The following is a 21,799-nucleotide window of genomic DNA, read 5'->3' as shown; positions in this document are numbered from 1 at the left end:
CTGCTAGATCCGCGCACACTGCCATGCTGACCGCAGAACGATGAACTTCTTCGTCAAACTCACCGATGCGATGGCGAGCCGCCAGTCGCTGCTGATCACCGGTTTGGATCCCAACCCGGAGATGCTGCAGACCTGGACCCGCCATCACCCCTCCAGCGGCTCGTTCCTGGCTCAGGCACGGCGCTGGATCAAGGCGGTGATCGACGCCACCGGTGATCACGTCTGCGCCTACAAGCCGAGCCTCGGCTTCTACCAGGCGCTCGGGCCGATCGGCATCGAGCTGCTGCACGAAGTGCGCGAGCTGGTGCCGCGCGACATGCCACTGATCCTGGATGCCAAGCACGGCGATCTGAACACCTCCTCGGCCCTGGCCCAGTACGTGTTCCGCGAGCTGGGGGCTGATGCCCTCACCCTCTCGCCCCTGGCCGGCCAGGACATCGTCGCCCCGTTCCTGCTCTACCCCGACCGGGCCGTGGTGATCACCTGCCACAGCTCCAACCCCGGCGCCCGGGTGTTTCAGCACCACCCCGACGAAGACCGGCCGTTGTACACAACGGTGGTGCGCGAAAGCCAGTTGTGGGCCACCGCCGAGCAACTGCTGCTGGAGGTGGGCACCAGTGATCCAGCGGTGCTGGCGCGGGTGCGCAGCGCGGCACCGGAACGCTTCCTGATCCTGCGCAGCCTCTGGGAGCAGGAGGAGCGGCTGGAAGCTCTGCTGCAGGCGGGCCTCAATGCCTCCGGCGACGGCCTGCTACTGCCCCTACCCCAGCACCTGCTGGTGGAGAAAGGGATGGCGGCCGGCACCAGCGCCCTGCGCATCCAGATCGAAACCATGCGGCACCGCTGGCTCAGCAACGTGGCCGACCGCTGCGACCTGTGGCTGCCGGCGCCAGAGACGGGGGCTGCCGCTGCTGTCCTCGGCGGGAGTGCCGGAGCTGTCCTCAAGGGCGATGGGGAGGAGGGAGATGGTGAAGACGTTGACGGGGAGGCGGGTGCAGCGAAGCAGGGGGCTGACCTCGGTGCTGGCGCTGGCAAGGGCGGTGGGGGCTCGCTCAACGCCGCCGCCTCCAGCTCAGGTGGGCGGGGCGCCGGGCGCAACGCAGACGCCGTCGGCACCGGGAGCGACGGTGCGAAGCGTGAGGGGGCGGGGCGCACCAGCCGTGTCAGCAGCGTCGATCCACTCGATGAGTTGATCGTGGAACTGTTCGACGTGGGCTGCCTGCTGTTCGGTGAGTACGTGCAGGCTTCCGGCGCCGTCTTCAATTACTACATCGATCTGCGCCAGATCATTTCCGACCCCAACCTTTTCCACCGGGTGCTGCATGCCTATGCCGGCCAGCTGGAAGGGCTGCGGTTCGATCGGATCGCCGGCATTCCCTACGGATCGCTGCCCACCGCCACCGGCCTGTCGCTGAAGCTGCACCTGCCGCTGATCTATCCCCGCAAGGAAGTGAAGGCCCATGGAGCGCGGCGGTTGATCGAGGGCGACTTCAACGAGGGCGAAACCGTGGTGGTGGTCGATGACATCCTGATCACCGGCGGCAGCGTGCTGGAGGGCATCGCCAAGCTGGAGACCTCCGGCCTCGTCGTGCATGACGTGGTGGTGTTCATCGACCATGGTGGTCAGGCCCGCCAACGCCTGGCGGACGCGGGCTACCGCACCCATGCGGTGCTGACGATCCCGCGCATCACCAACGTGCTGATGGCCGCCGGCCGGCTCAGCAGCGACCAGGCCAGCCTGCTGGGCGGCGGTGCCGCGCATTCCAATGGCTGAGCTCCGATGCTCAGCTGGCCACTTCTCAAGGGAATCAGCCAGCGGTGACACCAGAGGCCAGGGTGGATCCCATTGCGGAGCCGGTGGATATTGACCCCCCCCACGAGCAGAAGTGGACAGGACCAACACCAAGGCACCGGGATGATGCGATGAGGGTTCTGGCAGCCAAGAGTTCTGCACGATTCTCAGAGGCCAGAACCAGCAGGCCTTCAGGGTTTTAGTCAAGCGCTTGAAGCATGCGGGGAATGATGCAGAACTCTCCCAGGTAGTCAGGGGCATTCCATGCAGTCAGCACCCTCTATGGGTGACGGGGACACCGGAAACCGTTCCAGGCTTAATGGGAATCAGCAGCGTCTATGGAAGGCAGCTGCTTCTTTGATCGTCAACAACCTCCTGGCCAGCGAAGGAACGACTCAGTCGGAGAGCAGTGCGACGTCTTCAGACTTGTGATTGATTGTGGTGTCCAGATTGGCAAGACAGGTTGCTGAGCCAAATACGAGGAGTTGATCTCCCACCTGAACAATTGCGTTGCCATTGGGGAAGCGCAGATTCTTTCCCTTTCTGCGGATGGCCTGAACAGTGACGCCGAATTGCTGTTGAACCTCCAGTTGAGCCAAGCTTTTGCCTGCCAGTGCACTTCTTTCCTTGATACGGATCCAAACGGAGGAGTCATCCGCTTGCGGAAGGTTGGACACTGACCCAGAGGCAAGCTTCTTGAAGGCAGCCAGCTCATCTGCCTCGCCCACCAACAAGTAGGTGTCGCCCTCCTCGAACAACGTATCGGCCTCTGGATAGTCGATGTGTGCGCCATTGGCTCGGGTCACTGCCATCAGGATGACGCCCGTTAACGATCTAAGCTGTGATTCGGCAATGGATTTACCAAGCAAAGCGGATTGCGGCGGAAGAGGATAGAGCTTGGTTGTCATCGTCCTCGTTGCATCCTTGATTTCCTTGAGAATCTGATCTTTAGATTGTTGAGGCCTCAAGGTGGAATAATGAGAATCTCGAATCTGCTGAATGTTTTGCTGAATAGCCAGTGAGGGGATACCCAAGGTGGAGAACAGATGGGTTGAGAGTTCCAGGCTGGCCTCAAACTCCGGCTGTACGACTTCTCTTGCACCCATTTGGTAAAGAGGCTCAATCTCGCCCTCAGTGCTTGCACGTACCACCAGATCCAATTCAGGATTGAGCACGAGGGATCGTTTCAGACACAGCCGAATGCTCATGGGGTCGGGCAAGGCAATCGCCATTCCTTTGGCCTGGGTTACTCCTGCCTTTTCAAGGACGAGCGCACTTGCTGCGTTGCCAAAGATGTATGGAATCTTTGCTTCTCTCAGTTTCTGCACATACTGCTCGGACTGCTCGATGACCATGACGGGATAGTCGCGCTCAAGCAACAGCTTCACAATGTTGCTGCCAACTCTTCCGTAGCCACAGACCACAATATGGTTGCGCAGAGATGCAACCTCCGAGGAGGCTTCCATCGCACCATCGGCTTTTGCAAACCAGGAAAATGACTCAGCTCTCTCCAAAAGCGCAGGCAGCCACTGAAGAACGAAAGGCGTAATAATCAACGTGACCGCAGTTGTGCCCAGAATCAACGAATAGACATTGTCTGAGATCAAGCCAAATTTACTGCCTTGCCCTGCCAGCACAAACGAGAATTCACCAATCTGAGCCAATCCCAACCCTGAAATGATAGCTGTCTTCAGCGGGTACTTAAAGAAGAACACCAAGGGTGCAGTGATCAACGACTTGCCGATTAACACAAGGGCGACCAAGCCCAGAATGAGCGGCAGATTATTCCAGAGGAAAACTGGATCGATCAATATACCAATGGCGGCAAAGAACGCCGCTGCGCAGATATCCCGGATTGGCTCTACGTAATCAAGAGTCTGATCAGAATATTCAACCTCTGAGATCATCAGACCTGCAACAAAGGCACCCATTTCGGTTGAGAGTCCAATTTTCCCAGTGAGCAGTGCAATACAAAGGCAAAGTGTGACGACACCAAGCAGGAAGAGTTCATGGCTTTCTGTCTTTGCCAGGAGTTGCAAGTAAGGAGGGATAAGCCACCTGCCCACCACATAGGCACCCAGGGCGAACAGGGCAAGCTTCAGGACAGCGAAACCAATCGCATAACCGAGTTCTTCTATCGGGCTATTCAGAGCTGGCAGGATCGCAAGCATCAAGCCAAGGGCCAGATCCTGGACAATCAAGATCCCAAGCATGACCTGTCCATGGGCCGTAGCCATTTCATCCTGTTCTGCCAAAGCTTTGATGACGACGGCAGTGGACGAGAGCGAAACCAATTCGCCAAGGAAGACGCCCTGCGGAACAGTGGTGACCCAGCCCACAGTCACTGCCACCAGGGCCGTCAGAGAAATGGTGAGGAGCAGCTGCAATCCACCACCACCCAACGCAATCTTTTTGACCTTATTGAGCTCTGCAAGGGAGAAATCAACGCCGATTGTGAAAAGCAGGAACGTGACGCCTAATTCGGCAATGGTTTCAACTTCTTCGTAGTTCCCAATCAATCCAAGCTCAAACGGGCCAACAATCACACCCGCAAGCAAATAGCCCAGGATCACTGGTTGCTTCAGCAGGGATGCCAGCAAACCGCCAAACGCAGCAGCCGCAAAGATGATGATCAGTTCTGTCATTGGTGGTGGGAAGACGTTCTCGGTTTAAGCACGTGATGGCGTCGCTACAACGACTCTCGGTGAGGCCTTTCCACTCCCATGCCGTGAAGGATTTCACTTCCCTACGAAGAGAGATGTCTATGCGCGAAGGGAAACGCCTCGGCGATTCAGTCCGACCGTCCTTTCCAGTCAGCTGGCTGGGGGCATCCAGCGGGAGCGATCAGGACATGCTTAGGAGGGTGATTTGGCCTTGGATAGGAGCATGATAGGGGCGTGCACAGGAAGTGATTGGGTCATCCTCAAAAGAGTGATTGGGTCACCCATAGGAGAGGGGTTGAGCCCCGTACAGAAGGGTCATCGGGCCATGCGTGAGAGTGTGCTTGGGGTACCAGACAGCAGAGTGATGAGTGTAACCGTGGGCATCTGTCTGCATCGATACGTTGGTTCCACAAGCACCAAGCATTGGCTCAACAAGCACCAAGCCGCAACCTCAGGCCCGCCTGATCATTTCCCCACGCACAGTCTTCTGACCAGCTCCGTGCCATTGCAATAGCAGGAACGTTGGTCATCGTGCCGGTTGTTGATTCACCGCTGATGACCAGCTGCCTAGAGAAACCTGTGAGCCGGCCCAGTCGGGTCAGTGAACGTATGGGCTCCCGGCGGCCGCGGACAGCAGACCCCAAAGCCCCCTTCGCGGAGCTGAGGTCTGGACCCGCTCTTGTGCAGTTCACCTGGCCATAGAACAGGCTGAGAGTTCCGTTGACACCCGCTGGCCTCAAAAGGAAGAGGGCGATCACCTGATGCAGGGGTGGGATCAAGGTCCTCACGCTGTGAATGGTCGTCGGCGTTTGCTTCGATCTTCTGCCTCAGTGCCTCTCCACAGGGAGGAAGCAAGCCGAGGAAGCCGGCGCCGAACGATGGGCGTGGCAGAGTTCGCCGCCGCGTGATGTCCCCTCAGTCGACCAGGCGCCAGGGCAGGGTCTGGCCGGCGTGGAATGGCACCAGCACCTCCACACCGCCGTTGCCATCGGCCAGCTCCAGGCGCCGTGGCACCGGCACCGGCTCGCGGCGCAGTTCCACGGTCTGCTCGTGGGGCGGCAGGCCGTAGAAGCGGGGGCCGTAGAGCGACGCGAAGGCTTCGAGCCGGTGCAGCGCCCCCTCCTGCTCGAACACCTGCGCGTAGCTCTCCAGCGCATGGGGCGCATTGAAGATGCCGGCGCAGCCGCAGGCCGCTTCCTTGGCGGAGCGGCGATGGGGGGCGGAATCGGTGCCGAGGAAGAAGCAGGGGTTGCCGGAGACCGCGGCACGGCGCAGGGCCAGGCGGTGCCGTTCCCGCTTGATCACCGGCAGGCAGTAGAAGTCGGGCCAGATACCGCCGCTGAACATCGCATTGCGGTTGAGCTGCAGGTGGTGGGGGGTGATCGTGGCGCACAGGCGTGGGTTGTCGCCGCCCGCCTGGCTCTCCACGAAGGCCACCGCTTCGCTGGTGGTGATGTGCTCGAGCACCACCCGCATGCGGGGATAGCGCTCCAGCAGCGGCTTCAGGTGCCGCTCGATGAACACCGCTTCGCGATCGAAGATGTCGATCTCCGCGTCGGTGACCTCACCATGCAGGAGCAGCGGCATGCCGATGCGCTCCAGCGTCTCGAACACGGGCGTGAGCCTGGCGATGTCGGTCACGCCATGGGCCGAATTGGTGGTGGCGTTGGCCGGATAGAGCTTCACGGCCGTGAAGATGCCGGCCGCATGGCCCCGCTCCAGTTCCGCCGGATCGATCGTGTCAGTGAGATAGGCGGTCATCAGCGGCTGGAAGCGGCTGCCGGGCGGCAGGGCGGCCAGGATCCGCTGGCGGTAGGCCTCGGCCATCGCCGCAGTGGTGATCGGCGGGCTCAGGTTGGGCATCACGATCGCCCGACCGAACGCCCGCGCCGTGGCAGCCACCACCGCGTTGAGCAGGGGGCCGTCGCGCAGATGCACGTGCCAGTCATCCGGGCGACGCATCACCAGGGCAGGGGAGGCCGGGTCCGGCGCGGCTGAGGAAACGGACATCAAACGGCGACCCAGGCCCGGACCTGAACGCCATCATCGCCTTCCTCTGAGGGGATGGAGAGCGGTCGTGCAACGTGTGGGCGTTGTGACCGGCACTCCTTGTGTCCTGCTGGCAAACTGCGCTCACTTCGCCACAGCCCCTGATGCTTCAGCTGCGATCACCGCGCCTGCAACCATCGCGTCTGCAACCATCAGGTCTGCAGCGGCTGCGTCTGCGATCCCTGCTGGCGGCGGCTCCGGTGGCGCTGTCCCTGCTGCTGACCAGCTGCGCCAACGACGGCGGCGGCGGCGAAGGGGTGCAGAGCCAGAAGATGGACACGATCCGCAGCCGCGGCAAGCTCGTCTGCGGCGTGGATGGCAAGCTGCCGGGCTTCAGCTTCCTCGGCCCCGACGGCACCTACAGCGGCCTGGATGCCGACACCTGCCGGGCCGTGGCCGCCGCCGTGCTCGGCGATCCGTCGAAGGTGGAATACCGCGATCTCAACTCCAGTGAGCGCTTTGCAGCCCTCGCCAGCGGCGAGGTGGACATGCTGGCCCGCAACACCACCATGACCCTGAGCCGCGATTCAGCCGGCGGCAACGGCATTTCCTTCGGTCCCACCACCTTCTATGACGGTCAGGGCCTGATGGCCCCGGTGGCCAGCGGCATCAAGACCCTCAAGGATCTGGCCGGCAAGCCGATCTGCGTGGAGAGCGGCACCACCACCGAGCTCAACCTGGCTGATCGCATGCGCGAGCAGGGCATCGCCTACACCCCGCTCAAATTCCAGACTGGCGACCAGACCTACGCCGCCTACCTGGGCGGCCGCTGCGTGGCGGTGACCAGCGACCGTTCCCAGCTGGCCGCCAAGCGCAGCAGCTTCCCGCAGCCCGATGCCCACATCCTGCTGCCGGAAGTGATGAGCAAGGAACCGCTCACCCCCGCCACCGTCAACGGTGATCCCGCCTGGGCCGATGCCCTGCGCTGGACCGTCTTCGCCCTGTTCCAGGCGGAGGAGCTGGGCATCACCCAGGCCAACGTGGCCGCCAAGGTGGCGGAAGCCAAGGCCAACACCAACCTGGCCGACCTGCGCCGTTTCCTTGGCGTGGAAGGGGATTTCGGCAAGCAGCTGGGCCTGCCGGCGGATTTCGTGCCCAAGGCGATCGCTGCGGTGGGCAACTACGGCGAGATCTTCGAGCGCAATGTGGGCACCGGCTCCCCGCTCAAGCTCGAACGGGCCGAGAACCGGCAGTGGAAAGACGGTGGGCTGATCTACTCGCCGCCCTTCCGTTGAGCACCTCGCAATGAGCGACATCCAGCGGGTTCCCTGGTGGCGGGATCGGCGCGTGGTTCCCTGGCTGGTCCAGGGGGCTGTGGGGCTGGCGATCCTGGTGGTGATCGCCCTGCTGATGGGCAACCTGGTGCGCAACCTCACCGCCGCCGGGCTGCTGCTCACCTGGCGCTGGCTCGGGCAACCTTCGAGCTTCGATGTGGCCGAAAGCCTCATCCCCTTCGATGCCTCCATGCCCTACTGGCGGGTGTTGCTGGTGGGGCTGGTGAACAGCCTGCGGGCAATCGTGGTGGGCCTGGTGGGGGCCACGCTCCTGGGCACGGCGGTGGGCATGGCCGCCTTCAGCGGCAATGGCCTGCTGCGCCGCCTGGCGCGGGTGTACGTGGAGGTGATCCGCAACATCCCGTTGCTGCTGCAGCTGCTGTTCTGGTATTTCGTGGTGTTCCTGGCGCTGCCGAACAGCACGGCGGCCCTGCAACTCCCTGGGGTGGTGCTCTCCAAATCGGGGCTGTATCTCGCCTGGTTTGCCGAGGGTTTCCGCTGGCAGGGGCCCACCCTGGTGAACGACGTCTGGCAGGCGCCGCTGCGCCTGTCGGTGGAGTTCTCGGCCCTGATCACGGGCCTGATCACCTACACCGGCGCCTTCGTGGCCGAGGTGGTGCGCGGCGGGATCGCCGCGGTGCCACGCGGGCAGTGGGAAGCGGCCACTTCCCTGGGCCTGCACTGGAGCGCCACGATGCGCAGGGTGGTGTTGCCCCAGGCGCTGCGGGTGATCGTTCCAGGGCTCAACAGCCAATACATCTCCCTGGCCAAAAACTCCGCCCTGGCGGTGGCGGTGGGCTACGCCGATCTTTATTCCGTCTCTGAAACCACCCTCAACCAGACGGGCCGCGCCCTGGAAGTGTTCCTGCTGCTGCTGGGCGCCTATCTGCTGATCGATCTGGTGATTTCGGTGCTGATGAACGGCGTCAACCAACTGGTGCAGATTCGCGAGCGCTGATGACCTCCTCCTCCTCCCCGCCGCTGCAGCCGCCCCGGCCCGCTCCCCCCTCAGCCCGCCGTAGCTGGCGCGGGGCGCTGCGTCAGGAGCTGTTCGCCACTCCGCTCGACGGGGTGATCAGCGTGGTGCTGCTCGCTGCCCTGCTGGCCGCCGCGGTGGGCCTGTGGCAGTGGGCCTTCCGCCAGGCCCAGTGGGCTGTGATCCAGGCCAACACCACCCTGTTTGCCGTGGGGCGCTACCCGCTGCCGCAGCAATGGCGCCTCTGGCTGCTGGTGACCCTGGCGGCGGCCACGATCGGTGTGAGCTGGGGCCTGCTGCGCAGCCATCCGCGCGCCGATCGCACCGGCACACTCTGGCCCGTCAACGACCTGGTGGCCATCGCCGTGCTGGCCTTTCTGGCCGCCTGGCTGCCGGCTGCGCTGAAGCTGCCGCTGCCCCTGCAGCTGCGCTGGTGGGCGATCACGGCGCTGCTGCTGATGCTGCGGGGAGTGTCTGGGCAGTGGGGGCGGCTGGTGCCGCGCCGCCTGCTGCGCTTTCTGCCGCTGTTCTGGCCGGCGCTCTACCTGTTCGGCATGGTGCTGATCGCCGGCGGGCTGGGCGTACCGCACGTGCCGCCGTCGGAGTGGGGCGGCCTGCTGCTCACCCTGCTGATGGCCAGCTTCGCCATCCTGCTCAGTTTCCCGATCGGCATCGTGGTGGCCCTGGGCCGCCGCAGCACCCTGCCGCTGCTGCGCTGGAGCTCGGTGCTCTACATCGAGTTCATCCGCGGCGCCCCGCTGATCACCCTGCTGTTCCTGGGGCAGAACATCCTCGGCTACATGCTTCCCGGCGGCTGGGCCCCCGACCGCGTCTGGCGGGCCGCCTGGGTGCTCACCTTCTTCTGCGGCGCCTATCTGGCGGAAGCCGTGCGCGCCGGACTGGCGGCGGTGCCCGTCGGACAGCTCGAGGCCGCCCGCTCCTTGGGGCTCTCGGTGCCGCAGGCCCTGCGGCATGTGGTGTTGCCCCAGGCCCTGCGCATCGCCCTGCCCGCCACGGTGGGGCAGTTCATCTCCCTGCTGCAGGACACCACCTTGCTGTCATTGATCGGCCTGCTCGATCTGCTCGGTACCGCCCGTACGGTGATGGCCAATCCGGAATTCCTCGGCAAAAACGCCGAGGTGTACCTCACCCTTGCGGTGCTGTTCTGGTGCTGCTGCGCCGCCCTTGGCCTGGGCAGCCGGGCTCTGGAGCGCCGCCTCGATCCCTCCCACTCCCCCACCTGACCATGACCGCCAGTCAGCCGATGATCGAGGCCCGCGGGGTCCAGAAGTGGTACCCCAACGGCTTCCATGCCCTGCGCGGCGTGGATCTGAGCGTGAGCCGCGGCGAGGTGGTGGTGATCATGGGGCCCTCGGGCTCAGGCAAGAGCACCTTCATCCGCACCTTCAACGCCCTCGAAGACTTCCAGGAGGGCACGATCACCATCGATGGCATCGCCCTCTCCAACGACCTGCGCAACATCGATGCGATCCGCTGCGACACCGGCATGGTGTTCCAGCAGTTCAACCTCTTTCCTCATCTCACCGTGCTGGAGAACCTCACGCTGGCGCCGGTGGTGGTGCGCAAGCGGCGGAAGGCCGAGGTGGAGGCCCAGGCCCTGGGTCTGCTGGAGCGGGTGGGCATCGCCGAGCAGGCGGGCAAGTACCCCGGCCAGCTCTCCGGCGGCCAGCAGCAGCGGGTGGCGATCGCCCGCTCGCTCTGCATGGAACCGCGCATCCTGCTGTTCGATGAACCCACCAGCGCCCTCGACCCAGAGATGGTGGGGGAGGTGCTGGAGGTGATGCGCGCCCTCGCCGCCGACGGCATGACGATGGTGGTGGTGACCCACGAAATGGGCTTCGCGCGCGAGGTGGCGCACCGGGTGGTGCTGATGTCGGAGGGGCAGATCGTGGAGGAAGCGGCCCCCACCACTTTCTTCACCAACCCCCAGCACGAGCGCAGCCGTCAGTTCCTGGCCCAGATCCTCTGAGCGGTTCAGCCCAGCAGCCCGGCCCAGACGGCCAGCTGGCGGCCGGCGCCGATCAGGGCCGCCGTGAGGATCAGCCGGAGCACCGGCCAGCGCCAGCGCAGCAGGGCCACGGCCGCCGCCACCATCAGCGCCAGCGCCGCCGGATCGAAGCCACTGCCCGCGCCGTCGGGCCAGAGCACATGGCCGGCGAAGAACACCGCCAGGTTGGCGATCACGCCCACCACCGCGGCGGTGATCGCCGTGAGCGGCCCGCTGAGGCGGATGTCCTCGCGGCTGGCTTCCACCAAGGGCCCACCCGCCAGGATGAACAGGAACGACGGCAGGAAGGTGAACCAGGTGACCGTGAGGCCCGCCGCCACGGCCAGCGGCAGGGCCGTGGCGGCAGCGGCAAGACTGGTGGCGGTGCCCACAGCGAGGCTGTTGGCGGCGTCCGCGCTGAGATGGGCGAGCGCGGTGTTCCAGCCGCCCATGAAGCCCACGAAGGTCACCACCATGATCAAGGGCCCCGGTGTGGTTTCACCGAGAGCCAGGCCGTCGATCATCTGGCTGGCGCTCAGCCACTGGTGCTGTTCCACCGCCCCCTGAGCCACGTAGGGCAGCACCGCATAGGCGCCACCGAAACTGAACACGGCCACACGGCTGAAGAAACGGGCCATCGTGGCCAGCAGCCCATCCCAGCCACCCATGCCGCTCACCAACGCCAGCGGCAACGCCAGCGCGGCGAGCCCGGCCAGCAGGATCAAGGCCAGGCGGCGGCGATCGAAGCGGGCATGGGCGGGGGTGGGAGTGGCATCGCCATGCAGTGGGGGCCACTCGGCGCTGGGCGTGGTGCTGGTCGGGGCATGGCCGGCCTGGCGAGACGGGCTGAACAGCTGCGGACGCCAGCGACCGCCAAGCCAGCCGATCACGGCCGCTGTGAGCAGGATCACGGGAAAGGGCAGCCGCAGCAGGGTGAGGCCGGCGAAGGCCAGCACCGCCAGCGCCAGCAACGCCGGGTTGTGCAGGGTGCGCCGCCCGAGCCGCCAGGCCGCCTGCATCACGATCGCCGTCACGGCCGGCTTGAGCGCCCAGAACACTGAAACCAGCAGCGGCAGCTGCCCCCAGATGGCGTAGACCGCCGAAAGCAGCAGCAGCAGCAGCAGCGAGGGCAGGATGAACAGGCTGCCCGCCACCAGTCCACCGGGGATGCCGTGCATCAGCCAGCCGATGTAGGTGGCCAGCTGCTGCGCTTCCGGGCCCGGCAGCACCATGGCGTAGTTGAGCGCATGCAGGAAGCGCCGTTCCGAGAGCCAGCGGCGGCGCTCCACCACCTCGCTGTGCATCAGCGCCACCTGCCCGGCCGGCCCTCCGAAACTGATCAACCCCAGCTCCAGCCAGTAGCGGGCGGCCTCTGCGAAGGGAACCGGCCGCTGGGCGGGAGCCGCAGAGGATTCTGCGGCGGGCTCAGGCGGCGGGATGGCAGGGGTCATGGGGTCCGGCGCCGGCGGTGTTACGGGAGGCGCACCCCGATGGCTGGGGCAAAGCTAAGAGCCGGCCGGCCCAGGGGTGGGGGGATCGTCGGCGATCAGGTGCAGATCCACGTGGCGGCCCACCAGCCGCTGCTGCAGCTTCTCGGCCAAAGAGCGCCCCAGCAGCGCCCGGCCCCGGGAGCGTGGCGACTGGCCCATCACGATCTGGGTGATCCGTCGCTCGGCGGCCACATGGGCGATCGCGCCGAGCACATCGTCGCTGTCGAGGCGCAGGAACTCAGCGCCGAAGTCGTTGCTGAGGCGGGTGCAATCCTCCAGCACGAGGCTTTCCTCCCGGGTCAGGAAGCGGTGGGGATTGAGCACGATCACCACCAGCAGCGGGGCATCCATGAAGCCGGCCAGGCGGGCGGCGCGGCGCAGCAGCCGCCTGGATCCCGGATACATCGACAGACAGACCAGCACCCGTTCGCGCAGGGAGCTGTCGGGGGACGTTTCGTCATCGACCCGGTCGGCCACTTCCCGCAGGGCAAGCTCCCGCAGGGCCACCAGGTTGCGGCGCTGGAAGAAGTGGGCCAGGGCCTGGCCCACCTTCTCGCTGGCGTACACCTTGCCTTCGCGCAGGCGCTCCTGCAGCGTTTCGGGGGTGACATCCACCAGCACCACCTCATCGGCCCGCTCCAGCACGCGATCGGGCAAGCGTTCGCGCACGATCACGCCGGTGAGCTGGGCCACCAGATCGTTAAGGCTCTCCAGGTGCTGGATGTTCATGGTGGAGTACACATCCACCCCCGCCGCCAGCAGGTGCTCCACGTCCTGCCAGCGCTTGACCCGCTCGCTGCCGGGGGCGTTGGTGTGGGCCAGCTCGTCCACCAGCACCAGTTGCGGGAGTCTGGCCAGCAGGGCGGCCACATCGAGCTCCTCCAGCCATACCCCCTGGTGCTGGAAGCGGCGCAGCGGCACCCGTTCCAGGCCCTCGGCCTGGGCGGCGGTGTCCACTCGGCCATGGGTTTCGAGCACACCGATCACCACATCCGTGCCGGCGCGGCGCAGCTCGCCGCCTTCCTGGAGCATGCGGTAGGTCTTGCCGACCCCCGGCGCCATGCCGATGAACAGCTTGTGGCGCCCCTGGCCTCTGGAGGAGCGGATCATGGCGACGACCTCATCGGGTGGGGCTCAGGCGCAAGGGTTCAGGGGGCGAGGCGATCGAGCTCCAGGTTGAGCGCCAGCACATTCACCCGCGGCTCCCCCAGCAGCCCCAGGCTGCGGCCCTTGGTGTGGCGGCGCACCAGCTGACGCAGCTGGTCGGGGCTGAGGCGGCGGGCCGCACTCACCCGCTCGATCTGCTGGGCCGCCGCCGCGGGGGAAAGGTGGGGATCAAGGCCGGAGCCGGAGCCATAGAGAAGATCGGCAGCCGGTGGGCGGAGCCCGGCGGCTTGCAGCAGCTCCGCGCCCTCACGCACCCGCGTGGCCAGCGCCGGGTTGGTGGGACCCAGGTTGCTGGGGCTGGAGCTGGGTGCCCCTGGCCCCGTGCTGTAAGCGATGGCACTGGGGCGGCCCCAGAAGTAGCGCGCGCTGGCGAAGGGCTGGCCGATCAGGGCCGAGCCCACCACCCGGCCCTCCAGCCGCAGCAGCGAACCATTGGCCTGGGCGGGGAACAGCCCCTGGCCGATCATTAGCAGCGGCAGGGTGTAGAGCACCACGCTGATCAACCAAAGGGCCGCCGTGAGCCGCAGGGCGCGCAGGGCGTCGCGAAGCAGGGACATCAGAAGGTCTCCGGCTGAAAGATCACCACGAACAGATAAATCGACAGCGCCACGGTGCCGCTCAGCAGCAACGACAGCGCGCCCGTCTGCAGCGGTGGGTGGAAGCTGCGCACCAGTGCGGAGGCCGCCACCGCACCAGCGGCCAGCAGCAACGGGATCCAGAAGATCGGTCGGGTCAGGAACATCGCAGGAGCCTCAGATCAGAGAGAACGAGCAAATGGGCGGGATTCGATCGGCGATCCGGCGAGGGCAGACGAGACGTTCCAATCGAAGCTCGGCGACGCCAGGCGATCAGACCAGGTGCAGTGACGTGAGCGCCAGGTCGATCACCTTGATGCCAACGAACGGCACCACCAGGCCGCCCAGGCCATAGACGAGCAGGTTGCGCCGCAGCAGCGTTTCGGCCGAATCCGGGCGGAACGCCACCCCTCGCAGGGCCAGGGGCACCAGGGCGGGAATGATCACGGCGTTGAACACCATCGCCGAGAGGATGGCGGAGTGGGGGCTCTGCAACTGCATCAGATTGAGGGGACCGAGCCCCACACCACCGAACAGGGCCGGCAGGATCGCGAAGTACTTGGCCACGTCGTTGGCGATCGAGAAGGTGGTGAGCGCCCCGCGGGTGATCAGCAGCTGTTTGCCGATCGTCACGATGTCGATCAGCTTGGTGGGATCGCTGTCCAGATCCACCATGTTGGCCGCCTCCTTGGCGGCCTGGGTGCCGGAGTTCATCGCCACGCCCACGTTCGCCTGGGCCAGGGCCGGGGCGTCGTTGGTGCCGTCGCCGGTCATCGCCACCAGCTTTCCGAGCCGCTGTTCCGCCTGGATCACGGCGATCTTGTCTTCCGGGGTGGCCTCGGCGATGAAGTCGTCGACGCCGGCTTCGCGGGCGATCACCCCGGCGGTGATCGGATTGTCGCCGGTGAGCATCACGCTGCGGATGCCCATGCGCCGCAGCTGATCGAAGCGTTCGCGCATGCCCGGTTTGATGATGTCCTTGAGGTAGACCACGCCGTAGATGGTGTCGCCACGGCACACCGCCAGCGGCGTGCCCCCCAGCCGCGACACCTGCTCAAAGGCCTCATCCAGCCCGCCGGGTACCTGGCCGCCACGGGATCGCACAAACCCCTTGATGGCATCCACCGCCCCCTTGCGCAGTTCGGTGCCATCGGCCAGATCGGTGCCGCTCATCCGAGTGCGGGCGGAAAACTCCAGGCCGATGGCCCCCGCCGCGTCGAATCCCGCGCTCACACCGAGCTTCTCGGCCAGCCGCACGATCGATTTACCCTCGGGCGTGTTGTCAAAGCCACTGGCACCGAGGGCGACGGCAGCGAGCTCCGCCTCGCTGTGCCCACCCACCGGCAGGAACGCCTCCGCCAGGCGGTTGCCCAGGGTGATTGTGCCGGTCTTGTCGAGCACCAGGGTGTTGATGTCGCCGCAGGCCTCCACCGCCCGGCCGGACGTGGCGATCACGTTGAACTGCGCCACCCGGTCCATGCCGGCGATGCCGATGGCGCTGAGCAGGCCGCCGATCGTGGTGGGAATCAGGGCCACGAGCAGGGCCACCAGCACCACCACCGGAGTGGGTCCGCCGATGTAGGCCGCCACGGGCGGCAGGGTGGCCACCGCGATCAGGAACACCTGGGTGAGCACGGCCAGCAGCACCGTGAGGGCGATCTCATTGGGGGTGCGGCTGCGCTCAGCGCCCTCCACCAGGGCGATCATGCGGTCGATGAAGCCCTTGCCGGGATCAGCAGTGATGCGGATGGTGAGCTGATCGGACACCACCCGCGTGCCGCCCGTAACCGAACTGGCCACATCGGAGCCGGCCTCCTTGAGCACGGGGGCGGATTCACCGGTGATCGCCGATTCATCCACCGCTGCCACCCCACCCACCACCTCGCCATCGGCGGGGATCAGCTCACCGCTGCTCACCCGCACCTGATCCCCCTGGCGCAGGCTGCTGGAATCCACCAGCGCCTCACCGCCATCGGGCAGCAGGCGGCGGGCCTGGGTGCGCGCCTGGGTGCGGCGCAGGGCATCGGCCTGGGCCTTGCCGCGCCCTTCGGCGAGGGCTTCGGCGAAGTTGGCGAACAGCAGGGTGAACACCAGGATCGCGGCGAGCGCGGCGTTGAAACCCCGGCCCGGTGCCTCGCTGCTGAGGCCGAACAGCTGGGGCTCCAGCGTGGTGGCCAGGCACACGAGCGTGCCGCACCAGACCACGAACATCACCGGATTGCGCACCGTGTGGCGCGGATCGAGCTTGCGGAACGCTTCCACGCTGGCCCTGGCCAGCAGACCCTGGCGTCGGGGGCGTTCGGTGTAGCGCCGCTGGTCGCGACGGCCCCGCGGCATGCGCGGGAAGAAGGGCCGTTGAAGGATGGTCATGGCAGGCGCAGGGCGATCAGCGAGGGAGCGAGAAGGCTTCGGCGATCGGCCCCAGGGCCAGCACCGGGAAGAAGGTGAGAGCGCCGAGGATCAGGATCACCACGGCGGTCACCAGCGTGAACAGGGCCGTATCGGTGGCGAGGGTGCCGGGCCCGGGGGGCACCGGGGGCTTGCGGGCGAAGGCTGCCGCCAGCTGCAGCAGCGCGAAGATCGGCAGGTAACGCCCGCCCAGCAGGCTCACGACCGTGCTGAGGTTCCACCACAGGCTGTTATCGGCCAGGCCTTCGAAGCCGCTGCCGTTGTTGGCCGAAGCTGAGGCGTACTCGTAGACCACCTGGCTGACGCCGTGAAAGCCCGGATTGCTGATGCCCGCGAGGGTTGGCGCATCGGCCAGGGTGAGCGCCGCCGGCACCAGCACGAACAGCGGGTGGATCAGCAGGATCAGGCTGCTCCACACGATTTCCGCCTTCTCCACCTTGCGGCCGAACAGCTCAGGGGTGCGCCCCACCATCAGTCCGGTGAGGAACACCGTGAGGATCAGGAACACCAGCAGGTAGGCGGCGCCGGTGCCCTGACCGCCGAACACCACCTGCAGGAACATGTTGAACAGCGGCACCATGCCCCCCACGGGCATGAGCGAATCCATCGAGCCGTTCACCGCGCCGGTCATGGTGGCGGTGGTGATGGCGGCGAACAGGGCGGAGAGGGTGGCGCCGAAGCGCACCTCTTTACCTTCCAGATTGGGGCCGCTCAGCCACGGCGCCAGCAGGGGGTTGCCGGACTGCTCAGCCTGGATCGCCACCACGGCCAGGGCCAGCAGCAGCCCCGTGACCAGCACCAGCAGCAGATTGGCCTGGCGCCTGTTGCCGAGAAAGCGGCCAAAGGCGTCGAGGGTGGCGGCCGGGATGGCCAGCATCGCCACCATGGCCAGCAGGTTGGTGAAGGGGCTGGGGTTCTCGAACGGATGGGCCGAGTTGGCGCCGAAGAAGCCGCCGCCGTTCTCACCCAGCTGCTTGATCGCCTCGTAACCCGCCACCGGGCCCCGCACCAGGATCTGGGTGGCGCCTTCGAGCGTGCGCAGGCTCACCGGACCGCCCAGGGTCATGGGCACGCCCTGGATCAGCAACACCACAGCGAACACCAGGCTGAGCGGCAGCAGCACCCGTGTGATCGCGCGGATCAGGTCGCTGTTGAAGTTGCCCAGCGGGTGGCCGGTGAGCCCGCGGATGAAGGCCACACCCACCGCCAGGCCGGTGGCGGCCGAGGTGAACATCAGGAACTGGATCGCGCCGAGCTGGGTGAGATCGCTGAAGGTCTGCTCCGGCAGGTAGTGCTGCTGATCGGTGTTGGTGACGAACGAAATAGCGGTGTGCAAGGAGAGATCCCAGGGCACCGGCGGCAGCCCCTGGGGATTCAGCCAGGGCGGTTGAACCAGAAGCAGCAGCAGGGCCACGGCGGTGAAGCCAAAGTTGCTGAGCAGCAGCGGGCGCAGGTAATCCCAGGCCAGTTCGGCGGGCCGGCCTGGATCACCCACCCAGCGCAGCAGGGTGGATTCGAAGGGGGAGAGCCAGCGGTCCAGCCAGGGCTGGGGCTGGCCGTCGAACACCTCCCAGAGGTGGCGGCCCAGTAGCCGGGAGGTGCCCAGCATCAGCAGGATCAGCAGGGCCACCTGTAGCCAGTCGGTCATCGGCGGTAGCGTCCGGCGCGGAGGACCCGATCACTGTCTTTGCCGCCTGCAGCAGGGCGCCAGTAGCGATGGGTATGTCGTTGAAACAAAGATCCCTACCCCTGGGTATAGAGGCTCTGGCCTCTCCCAGTCGCCAGGTGGCCCTGCTCACCGTTGCGGTGGCACTGGTGGAGCTGGTTACCCCGGTGCCGGTGGTGCTGGGTTATCTGTACGTGCTGCCTCTGTTGCTGTTGAGCGAGACGGCCCCGCCGGCGCGGATCTGGCGCTATGTGGCCCTCAGCTGCGCCCTCACGCTCGCCAACCTGGTGGTTCCGCACATCACTCCCCCCGACGGCTCGGTGCTGACCAACCGGCTGATCGTCTGCGGCGCTTTGGTGCTGAGCGCCAGCCAGTGCGTGCGCATTCAGGCGTTGCAACGCCAGCGGCTGCAGCTGGAAGGCCAGCTGGCCGTGGCGGATCTGCGCCGGGATTTCGTGGCCACCCTCGCCCATGACCTCAAGACACCGATCCTGGGCACAATCGCCACCCTGCGCAGCCTGAGCAACCAAGGGGAAAGGCGGCAGGACCCTCAGCTGCAACGGCGCCTGGCCACGATCGAGCGGGGCCAGAACCGAGCTCTGCAACAAATTCAGACGCTGCTGGAGGTGTACCGCAACGACGCCGAGGGCCTACGTCTCCAGCGCCAGGCCGTGGACCTCACCCGCCTGGTGGAGGACGTGATCCGCGACCTCGCCGCCCTGGCGGAGGAGCGGCAACTCCGTCTGCAGCTCGGCTTCGGGGAGAGCTCCCAGCGTCAGCCCCACAGCCTCTGGGGCGATGGGGCCCAGCTGCGACGGCTGGTGGAGAACTTGCTGATTAACGCCATTCACCACAGCCTGCGGGGCAGCTGCATCCGGGTGCAACTCTCGGACCACGGCAGCGGCCATCGGCTTCTGGTGGCCGATGGCGGTCCGGGCGTGCCGGAGGAGGAGATCCCGCGGCTGTTCCAGCGCTTCCAGCGTCTATCGGAGGAGCGGCCAGGCAGTGGCCTGGGGCTCTACCTCTGCCGCCAGATCGTCAGCGCCCATGGGGGATCGATCGGGCTGCGCAACCGGCCGGGCGGCGGGGCCGAAATCGACGTGGTGTTGCCGCCGGGAGAGCCCGAGGCTGCCGGAGAGGCCAGGAATGGGCGCTCGGCTCATTCAGCGGTGGAGGGTTGAACCGATGCGCGTACTGGTGGTGGAAGACGACGAGCTGTTCCGACTGGGGCTCGAGTTGACGCTGCAGGGCTTCACCGGCATCGAGGCAGTGACGGCGGTGGCAGATGGCGAGCAGGCGCTCGACCTGCTGCGCCACCAGGCCTTCGAATTGATCCTGCTCGACCTGGGCCTGCCGGGTCTGGGGGGGCTGGAAACCTGCCGCCGCATCAGTACCGACCACCCCCGGATTCCGGTGCTGATGGTCACCAGCCAGGATGACCCCGTCTGGTGCCACCGCCTGGTGCGCGCGGGAGCACGGGGCTACCTGCACAAGGGGGTGGCGGCGGCGGATCTGCAACTGGCGATCCAGTCGGTGTTGCGGGGAGCCTCGTGGTGGGATGCGGAGGCCACCGTCGCCCTGCGCGCACTGGGTGAAGCGGACGCCCTGGCCGCAGCAGATCGTGCAGCAGCCAGCTGCTCGCCGGTGGATGGCACGGAACCTGCCCTCGCCGGCACCCTGGCCCTGCTGACTCCCCGGGAGCGGGAGGTGCTGGAAGCGATGGCACGGGGACTGAGCAACCGGGAGATCGCCGCCGAGCTCTGCATCAGCCTGGGCACCGTGCGAGTCCACGGCCACCAGATCATGCAGAAGCTGGAGGTGGCCAACCGAACCCAGGCCGTCCTGAAGCTGCTGCCCCGGCGGCCGTAAAGCGGTGAGCCAGGCGTTCGAGCACTGGAACTCCAGGCACGGCTGAGGCTGTGGGTACAACGGCGGTCCCCATGCTGAAGCCGCTTCCACCCCCGCTGCCATTGAGGCGTGCGCTTGTGGGCCGTGTCACGGTTCGCCTGTGCTTGGGGTGTTCCGTTGCCCTTGCTACGGGACGGCCTGATCGCCAGACACAAGCTTGTCAGGTCCTACCCGGATGGGCTGTTGCCGATGACACGACGTGAAAGCTCAGGGGACAGCCTGTCTGCCCTTGACACCTTCGATCACTTCACAACCAATCTGTTCGCTGGCATTCACCAGGCTGAACTGCGCCGTCTGGGGGTGGTCCTGCTGGCCGCTGGAGCAGGCCTGTTGCCCCTGATGGCGGGGTCGGCCCACGCCGCTCTGACCAAGGTTCCCACCAACGGCGCCGACACCCTGTTGATGCTGATGGGTTCAGCTCTCGTGTTGCTGATGACACCGGGCCTGGCCTTTTTCTACGGAGGCTTCACCCGCGCCAAGAATGTGCTCAACACGATGATGATGAGCTTCTTCATGATGGGGCTGGTCGGTGTTCTATGGGTGGTGATCGGCTACAGCCTTTCCTTCGGCGTGGGCTTCAAGAGTCCGTTCATCGGCGGGCTCGAGTTCTTCATGATGAATGGAGTCGGTGGTCCATTGGGTGATGCACCGCTCGCCGATGGCTTTGCGATCAGCGCCACGAGTTTCGCCCTGTTTCAGGGCATGTTCGCGATCATCACCCCGGCGCTGATCAGTGGCGCGCTCGTAGAGCGCATCAGCTTCAAGGCGTGGTTCTGGTTCACCCTTCTCTGGAGTGTGTTCATTTACTGCCCGATGGCCCACATGGTCTGGGGCGGAGGCTTCATCGGACCTCTCGGTTCCATTGGCGCCATCGACTTCGCCGGTGGAACAGTGGTTCACATCGCCTCAGGCGTGGCCGCTCTGGTTGCCGCAGCGATCGTGGGCCCTCGTAACGCCTTTCCCGATGCAACGCGCCCACCGCATAACGTGCCGTTCATTCTTCTGGGTGCGGGGTTGTTGTGGTTCGGTTGGTTCGGCTTCAACGGCGCCAGCTATTTCGCCGCTGCAGGAGCCGGCCTGTGTTTCGTCACCACCACCACATCCGCCTCAGCCGGGATGCTCACCTGGTGCCTGATCGAATGGTTCAAAGGTGGCAAGCCCACCGCCGTGGGCGCGGCCACAGGAGCCGTGGCGGGGCTGGTGGGAATCACCCCAGCGGCCGGCTTCGTCACGATCGGAACCTCCCTGCTGTTCGGCGCGCTGACTGCCGCAGCCTGCTTCATCGCCATCCAGATCAAATCCGCCATCAAGTTTGACGACTCCCTGGATACCTTCATGGTGCACGGCGTTGGCGGAACAGTGGGAGCCCTGCTCACCGGCATTCTTGCCGCAAAGGTGCTCGTTCCTCTGGATTACTTCCCCCTTTCCGCCAAAATCCTCGCCGAAAGCGGTAACTTCGGCCTGTTCATCGCCCAGTTCAAGGCCACAATTCTCACCTATGCCTTCGTTGGCGTCGGCACAGCCATCATTCTCTACGTCGTCAAAGCCACCTGTGGTCTGCGCCTTGAGGCTGATGATGAAGAGCGTGGCGTGGACATCGTTTGCCACGGAGAGGAAGCCTACGAACCAATGACGAATTAGTATTCATTTGGTAACTTGGCACGATTGGCCAGAACCTGCCTAAACTCAGGCCTGGCTTCTTTCAGCCCAACCCCCAACCAGCGGCTCAGTCAACTCCCACGGGCACTTACCGCTGCGGCCATCGGTTTAGACCGATGGCCGTTTGGGTGGGCCATCCTCCAGTCCCTTCATCACCGCATTT

The 21,799-nt window shown here is 65.7% G+C and carries 16 protein-coding genes; 8 read left to right on the top strand and 8 right to left on the bottom strand.

Translation table 11 applies throughout. The annotated features are described in order from the left end of the window. Positions 1 to 40 precede the first annotated feature (40 nt). Positions 41 to 1,774, top strand: a complete 1,734-nt coding sequence (gene pyrF / locus ACWJI3_RS01935) for an orotidine-5'-phosphate decarboxylase (RefSeq protein WP_480202669.1) — start codon at positions 41 to 43, stop codon at positions 1,772 to 1,774. Between the two features lie 413 nt (positions 1,775 to 2,187). Here pyrF and ACWJI3_RS01930 read toward each other — a convergent pair whose 3' ends face one another. Together ACWJI3_RS01930 and pyrC are read right to left on the bottom strand one after the other, a co-directional pair. Then, the gene (locus tag ACWJI3_RS01930) at positions 2,188 to 4,437 is read right to left on the bottom strand and encodes a monovalent cation:proton antiporter family protein (RefSeq protein ID WP_480202668.1); all 2,250 of its coding nucleotides are present in this window, start codon (positions 4,435 to 4,437) and stop codon (positions 2,188 to 2,190) included. Positions 4,438 to 5,370: 933 nt separating this feature from the next. Further along, positions 5,371 to 6,465: a dihydroorotase gene (gene pyrC / locus ACWJI3_RS01925; RefSeq protein ID WP_480202667.1), complete on the bottom strand. Its 1,095-nt coding sequence runs from the start codon at positions 6,463 to 6,465 to the stop codon at positions 5,371 to 5,373. A 143-nt stretch (positions 6,466 to 6,608) separates the two neighbouring features. On the opposite strand from pyrC, the gene ACWJI3_RS01920 reads away from it, so the two are divergent. Genes ACWJI3_RS01920 through ACWJI3_RS01905 form a run of 4 tightly spaced genes read left to right on the top strand, consistent with a single transcriptional unit; the run spans position 6,609 to position 10,744 of the window. Continuing rightward, on the top strand, positions 6,609 to 7,739 hold the full coding sequence (locus tag ACWJI3_RS01920; protein WP_480202666.1) for an amino acid ABC transporter substrate-binding protein: 1,131 nt from the start codon (positions 6,609 to 6,611) through the stop codon (positions 7,737 to 7,739). Between the two features lie 10 nt (positions 7,740 to 7,749). Then, the gene (locus ACWJI3_RS01915; RefSeq protein WP_094510714.1) at positions 7,750 to 8,736 is read left to right on the top strand and encodes an ABC transporter permease subunit; all 987 of its coding nucleotides are present in this window, start codon (positions 7,750 to 7,752) and stop codon (positions 8,734 to 8,736) included. Continuing rightward, positions 8,736 to 9,998 carry an amino acid ABC transporter permease gene (locus ACWJI3_RS01910; protein WP_480202665.1) on the top strand — a complete coding sequence of 421 codons (1,263 nt, stop codon included), beginning with the start codon at positions 8,736 to 8,738 and terminating at the stop codon, positions 9,996 to 9,998. The genes ACWJI3_RS01915 and ACWJI3_RS01910 overlap by 1 nt, the downstream gene beginning before the upstream one ends. A 2-nt stretch (positions 9,999 to 10,000) precedes the next feature. Further along, positions 10,001 to 10,744 carry an amino acid ABC transporter ATP-binding protein gene (locus tag ACWJI3_RS01905; RefSeq protein ID WP_094510716.1) on the top strand — a complete coding sequence of 248 codons (744 nt, stop codon included), beginning with the start codon at positions 10,001 to 10,003 and terminating at the stop codon, positions 10,742 to 10,744. Positions 10,745 to 10,749: 5 nt separating this feature from the next. On the opposite strand, the gene chrA is transcribed toward ACWJI3_RS01905, so the two are convergent. From chrA to kdpA, 6 genes are all read right to left on the bottom strand, one after another. Next, the gene (gene chrA, locus ACWJI3_RS01900; RefSeq protein ID WP_480202664.1) at positions 10,750 to 12,213 is read right to left on the bottom strand and encodes a chromate efflux transporter; all 1,464 of its coding nucleotides are present in this window, start codon (positions 12,211 to 12,213) and stop codon (positions 10,750 to 10,752) included. A 54-nt stretch (positions 12,214 to 12,267) separates the two neighbouring features. Further along, entirely contained in the window at positions 12,268 to 13,362 is a 1,095-nt protein-coding gene (locus ACWJI3_RS01895) for a sensor histidine kinase KdpD (protein WP_480202663.1), read from the bottom strand. 38 nt (positions 13,363 to 13,400) lie between these two features. Beyond that, positions 13,401 to 13,976 carry a K(+)-transporting ATPase subunit C gene (gene kdpC, locus ACWJI3_RS01890; protein WP_480202662.1) on the bottom strand — a complete coding sequence of 192 codons (576 nt, stop codon included), beginning with the start codon at positions 13,974 to 13,976 and terminating at the stop codon, positions 13,401 to 13,403. Then, positions 13,976 to 14,161, bottom strand: a complete 186-nt coding sequence (locus ACWJI3_RS01885; RefSeq protein ID WP_255099405.1) for a potassium-transporting ATPase subunit F — start codon at positions 14,159 to 14,161, stop codon at positions 13,976 to 13,978. The genes kdpC and ACWJI3_RS01885 overlap by 1 nt, the downstream gene beginning before the upstream one ends. A 106-nt stretch (positions 14,162 to 14,267) precedes the next feature. Further along, entirely contained in the window at positions 14,268 to 16,364 is a 2,097-nt protein-coding gene (gene kdpB, locus ACWJI3_RS01880; RefSeq protein WP_480202661.1) for a potassium-transporting ATPase subunit KdpB, read from the bottom strand. Positions 16,365 to 16,380: 16 nt separating this feature from the next. Beyond that, the gene (gene kdpA, locus ACWJI3_RS01875; RefSeq protein WP_480202660.1) at positions 16,381 to 18,051 is read right to left on the bottom strand and encodes a potassium-transporting ATPase subunit KdpA; all 1,671 of its coding nucleotides are present in this window, start codon (positions 18,049 to 18,051) and stop codon (positions 16,381 to 16,383) included. Positions 18,052 to 18,188: 137 nt separating this feature from the next. Here kdpA and ACWJI3_RS01870 point away from each other — a divergent pair, with 137 nt between their 5' ends. The 3 genes from ACWJI3_RS01870 (at position 18,189) to ACWJI3_RS01860 (ending at position 21,618) form a co-directional block, all read left to right on the top strand. After that, positions 18,189 to 19,250 (top strand): sensor histidine kinase, encoded by a 1,062-nt coding sequence (locus ACWJI3_RS01870; protein WP_480202659.1) that lies wholly within the window; start codon positions 18,189 to 18,191, stop codon positions 19,248 to 19,250. A 4-nt stretch (positions 19,251 to 19,254) separates the two neighbouring features. Next, entirely contained in the window at positions 19,255 to 19,938 is a 684-nt protein-coding gene (locus ACWJI3_RS01865; protein WP_480202658.1) for a response regulator transcription factor, read from the top strand. A 228-nt stretch (positions 19,939 to 20,166) separates the two neighbouring features. Beyond that, entirely contained in the window at positions 20,167 to 21,618 is a 1,452-nt protein-coding gene (locus ACWJI3_RS01860; protein WP_480202657.1) for an ammonium transporter, read from the top strand. Positions 21,619 to 21,799: the final 181 nt, after the last annotated feature.

The organism is Marcopretia estuarina LEGE 06307, from assembly GCF_056633115.1.
This window is presented reverse-complemented; position numbering and strand designations above follow the sequence as displayed.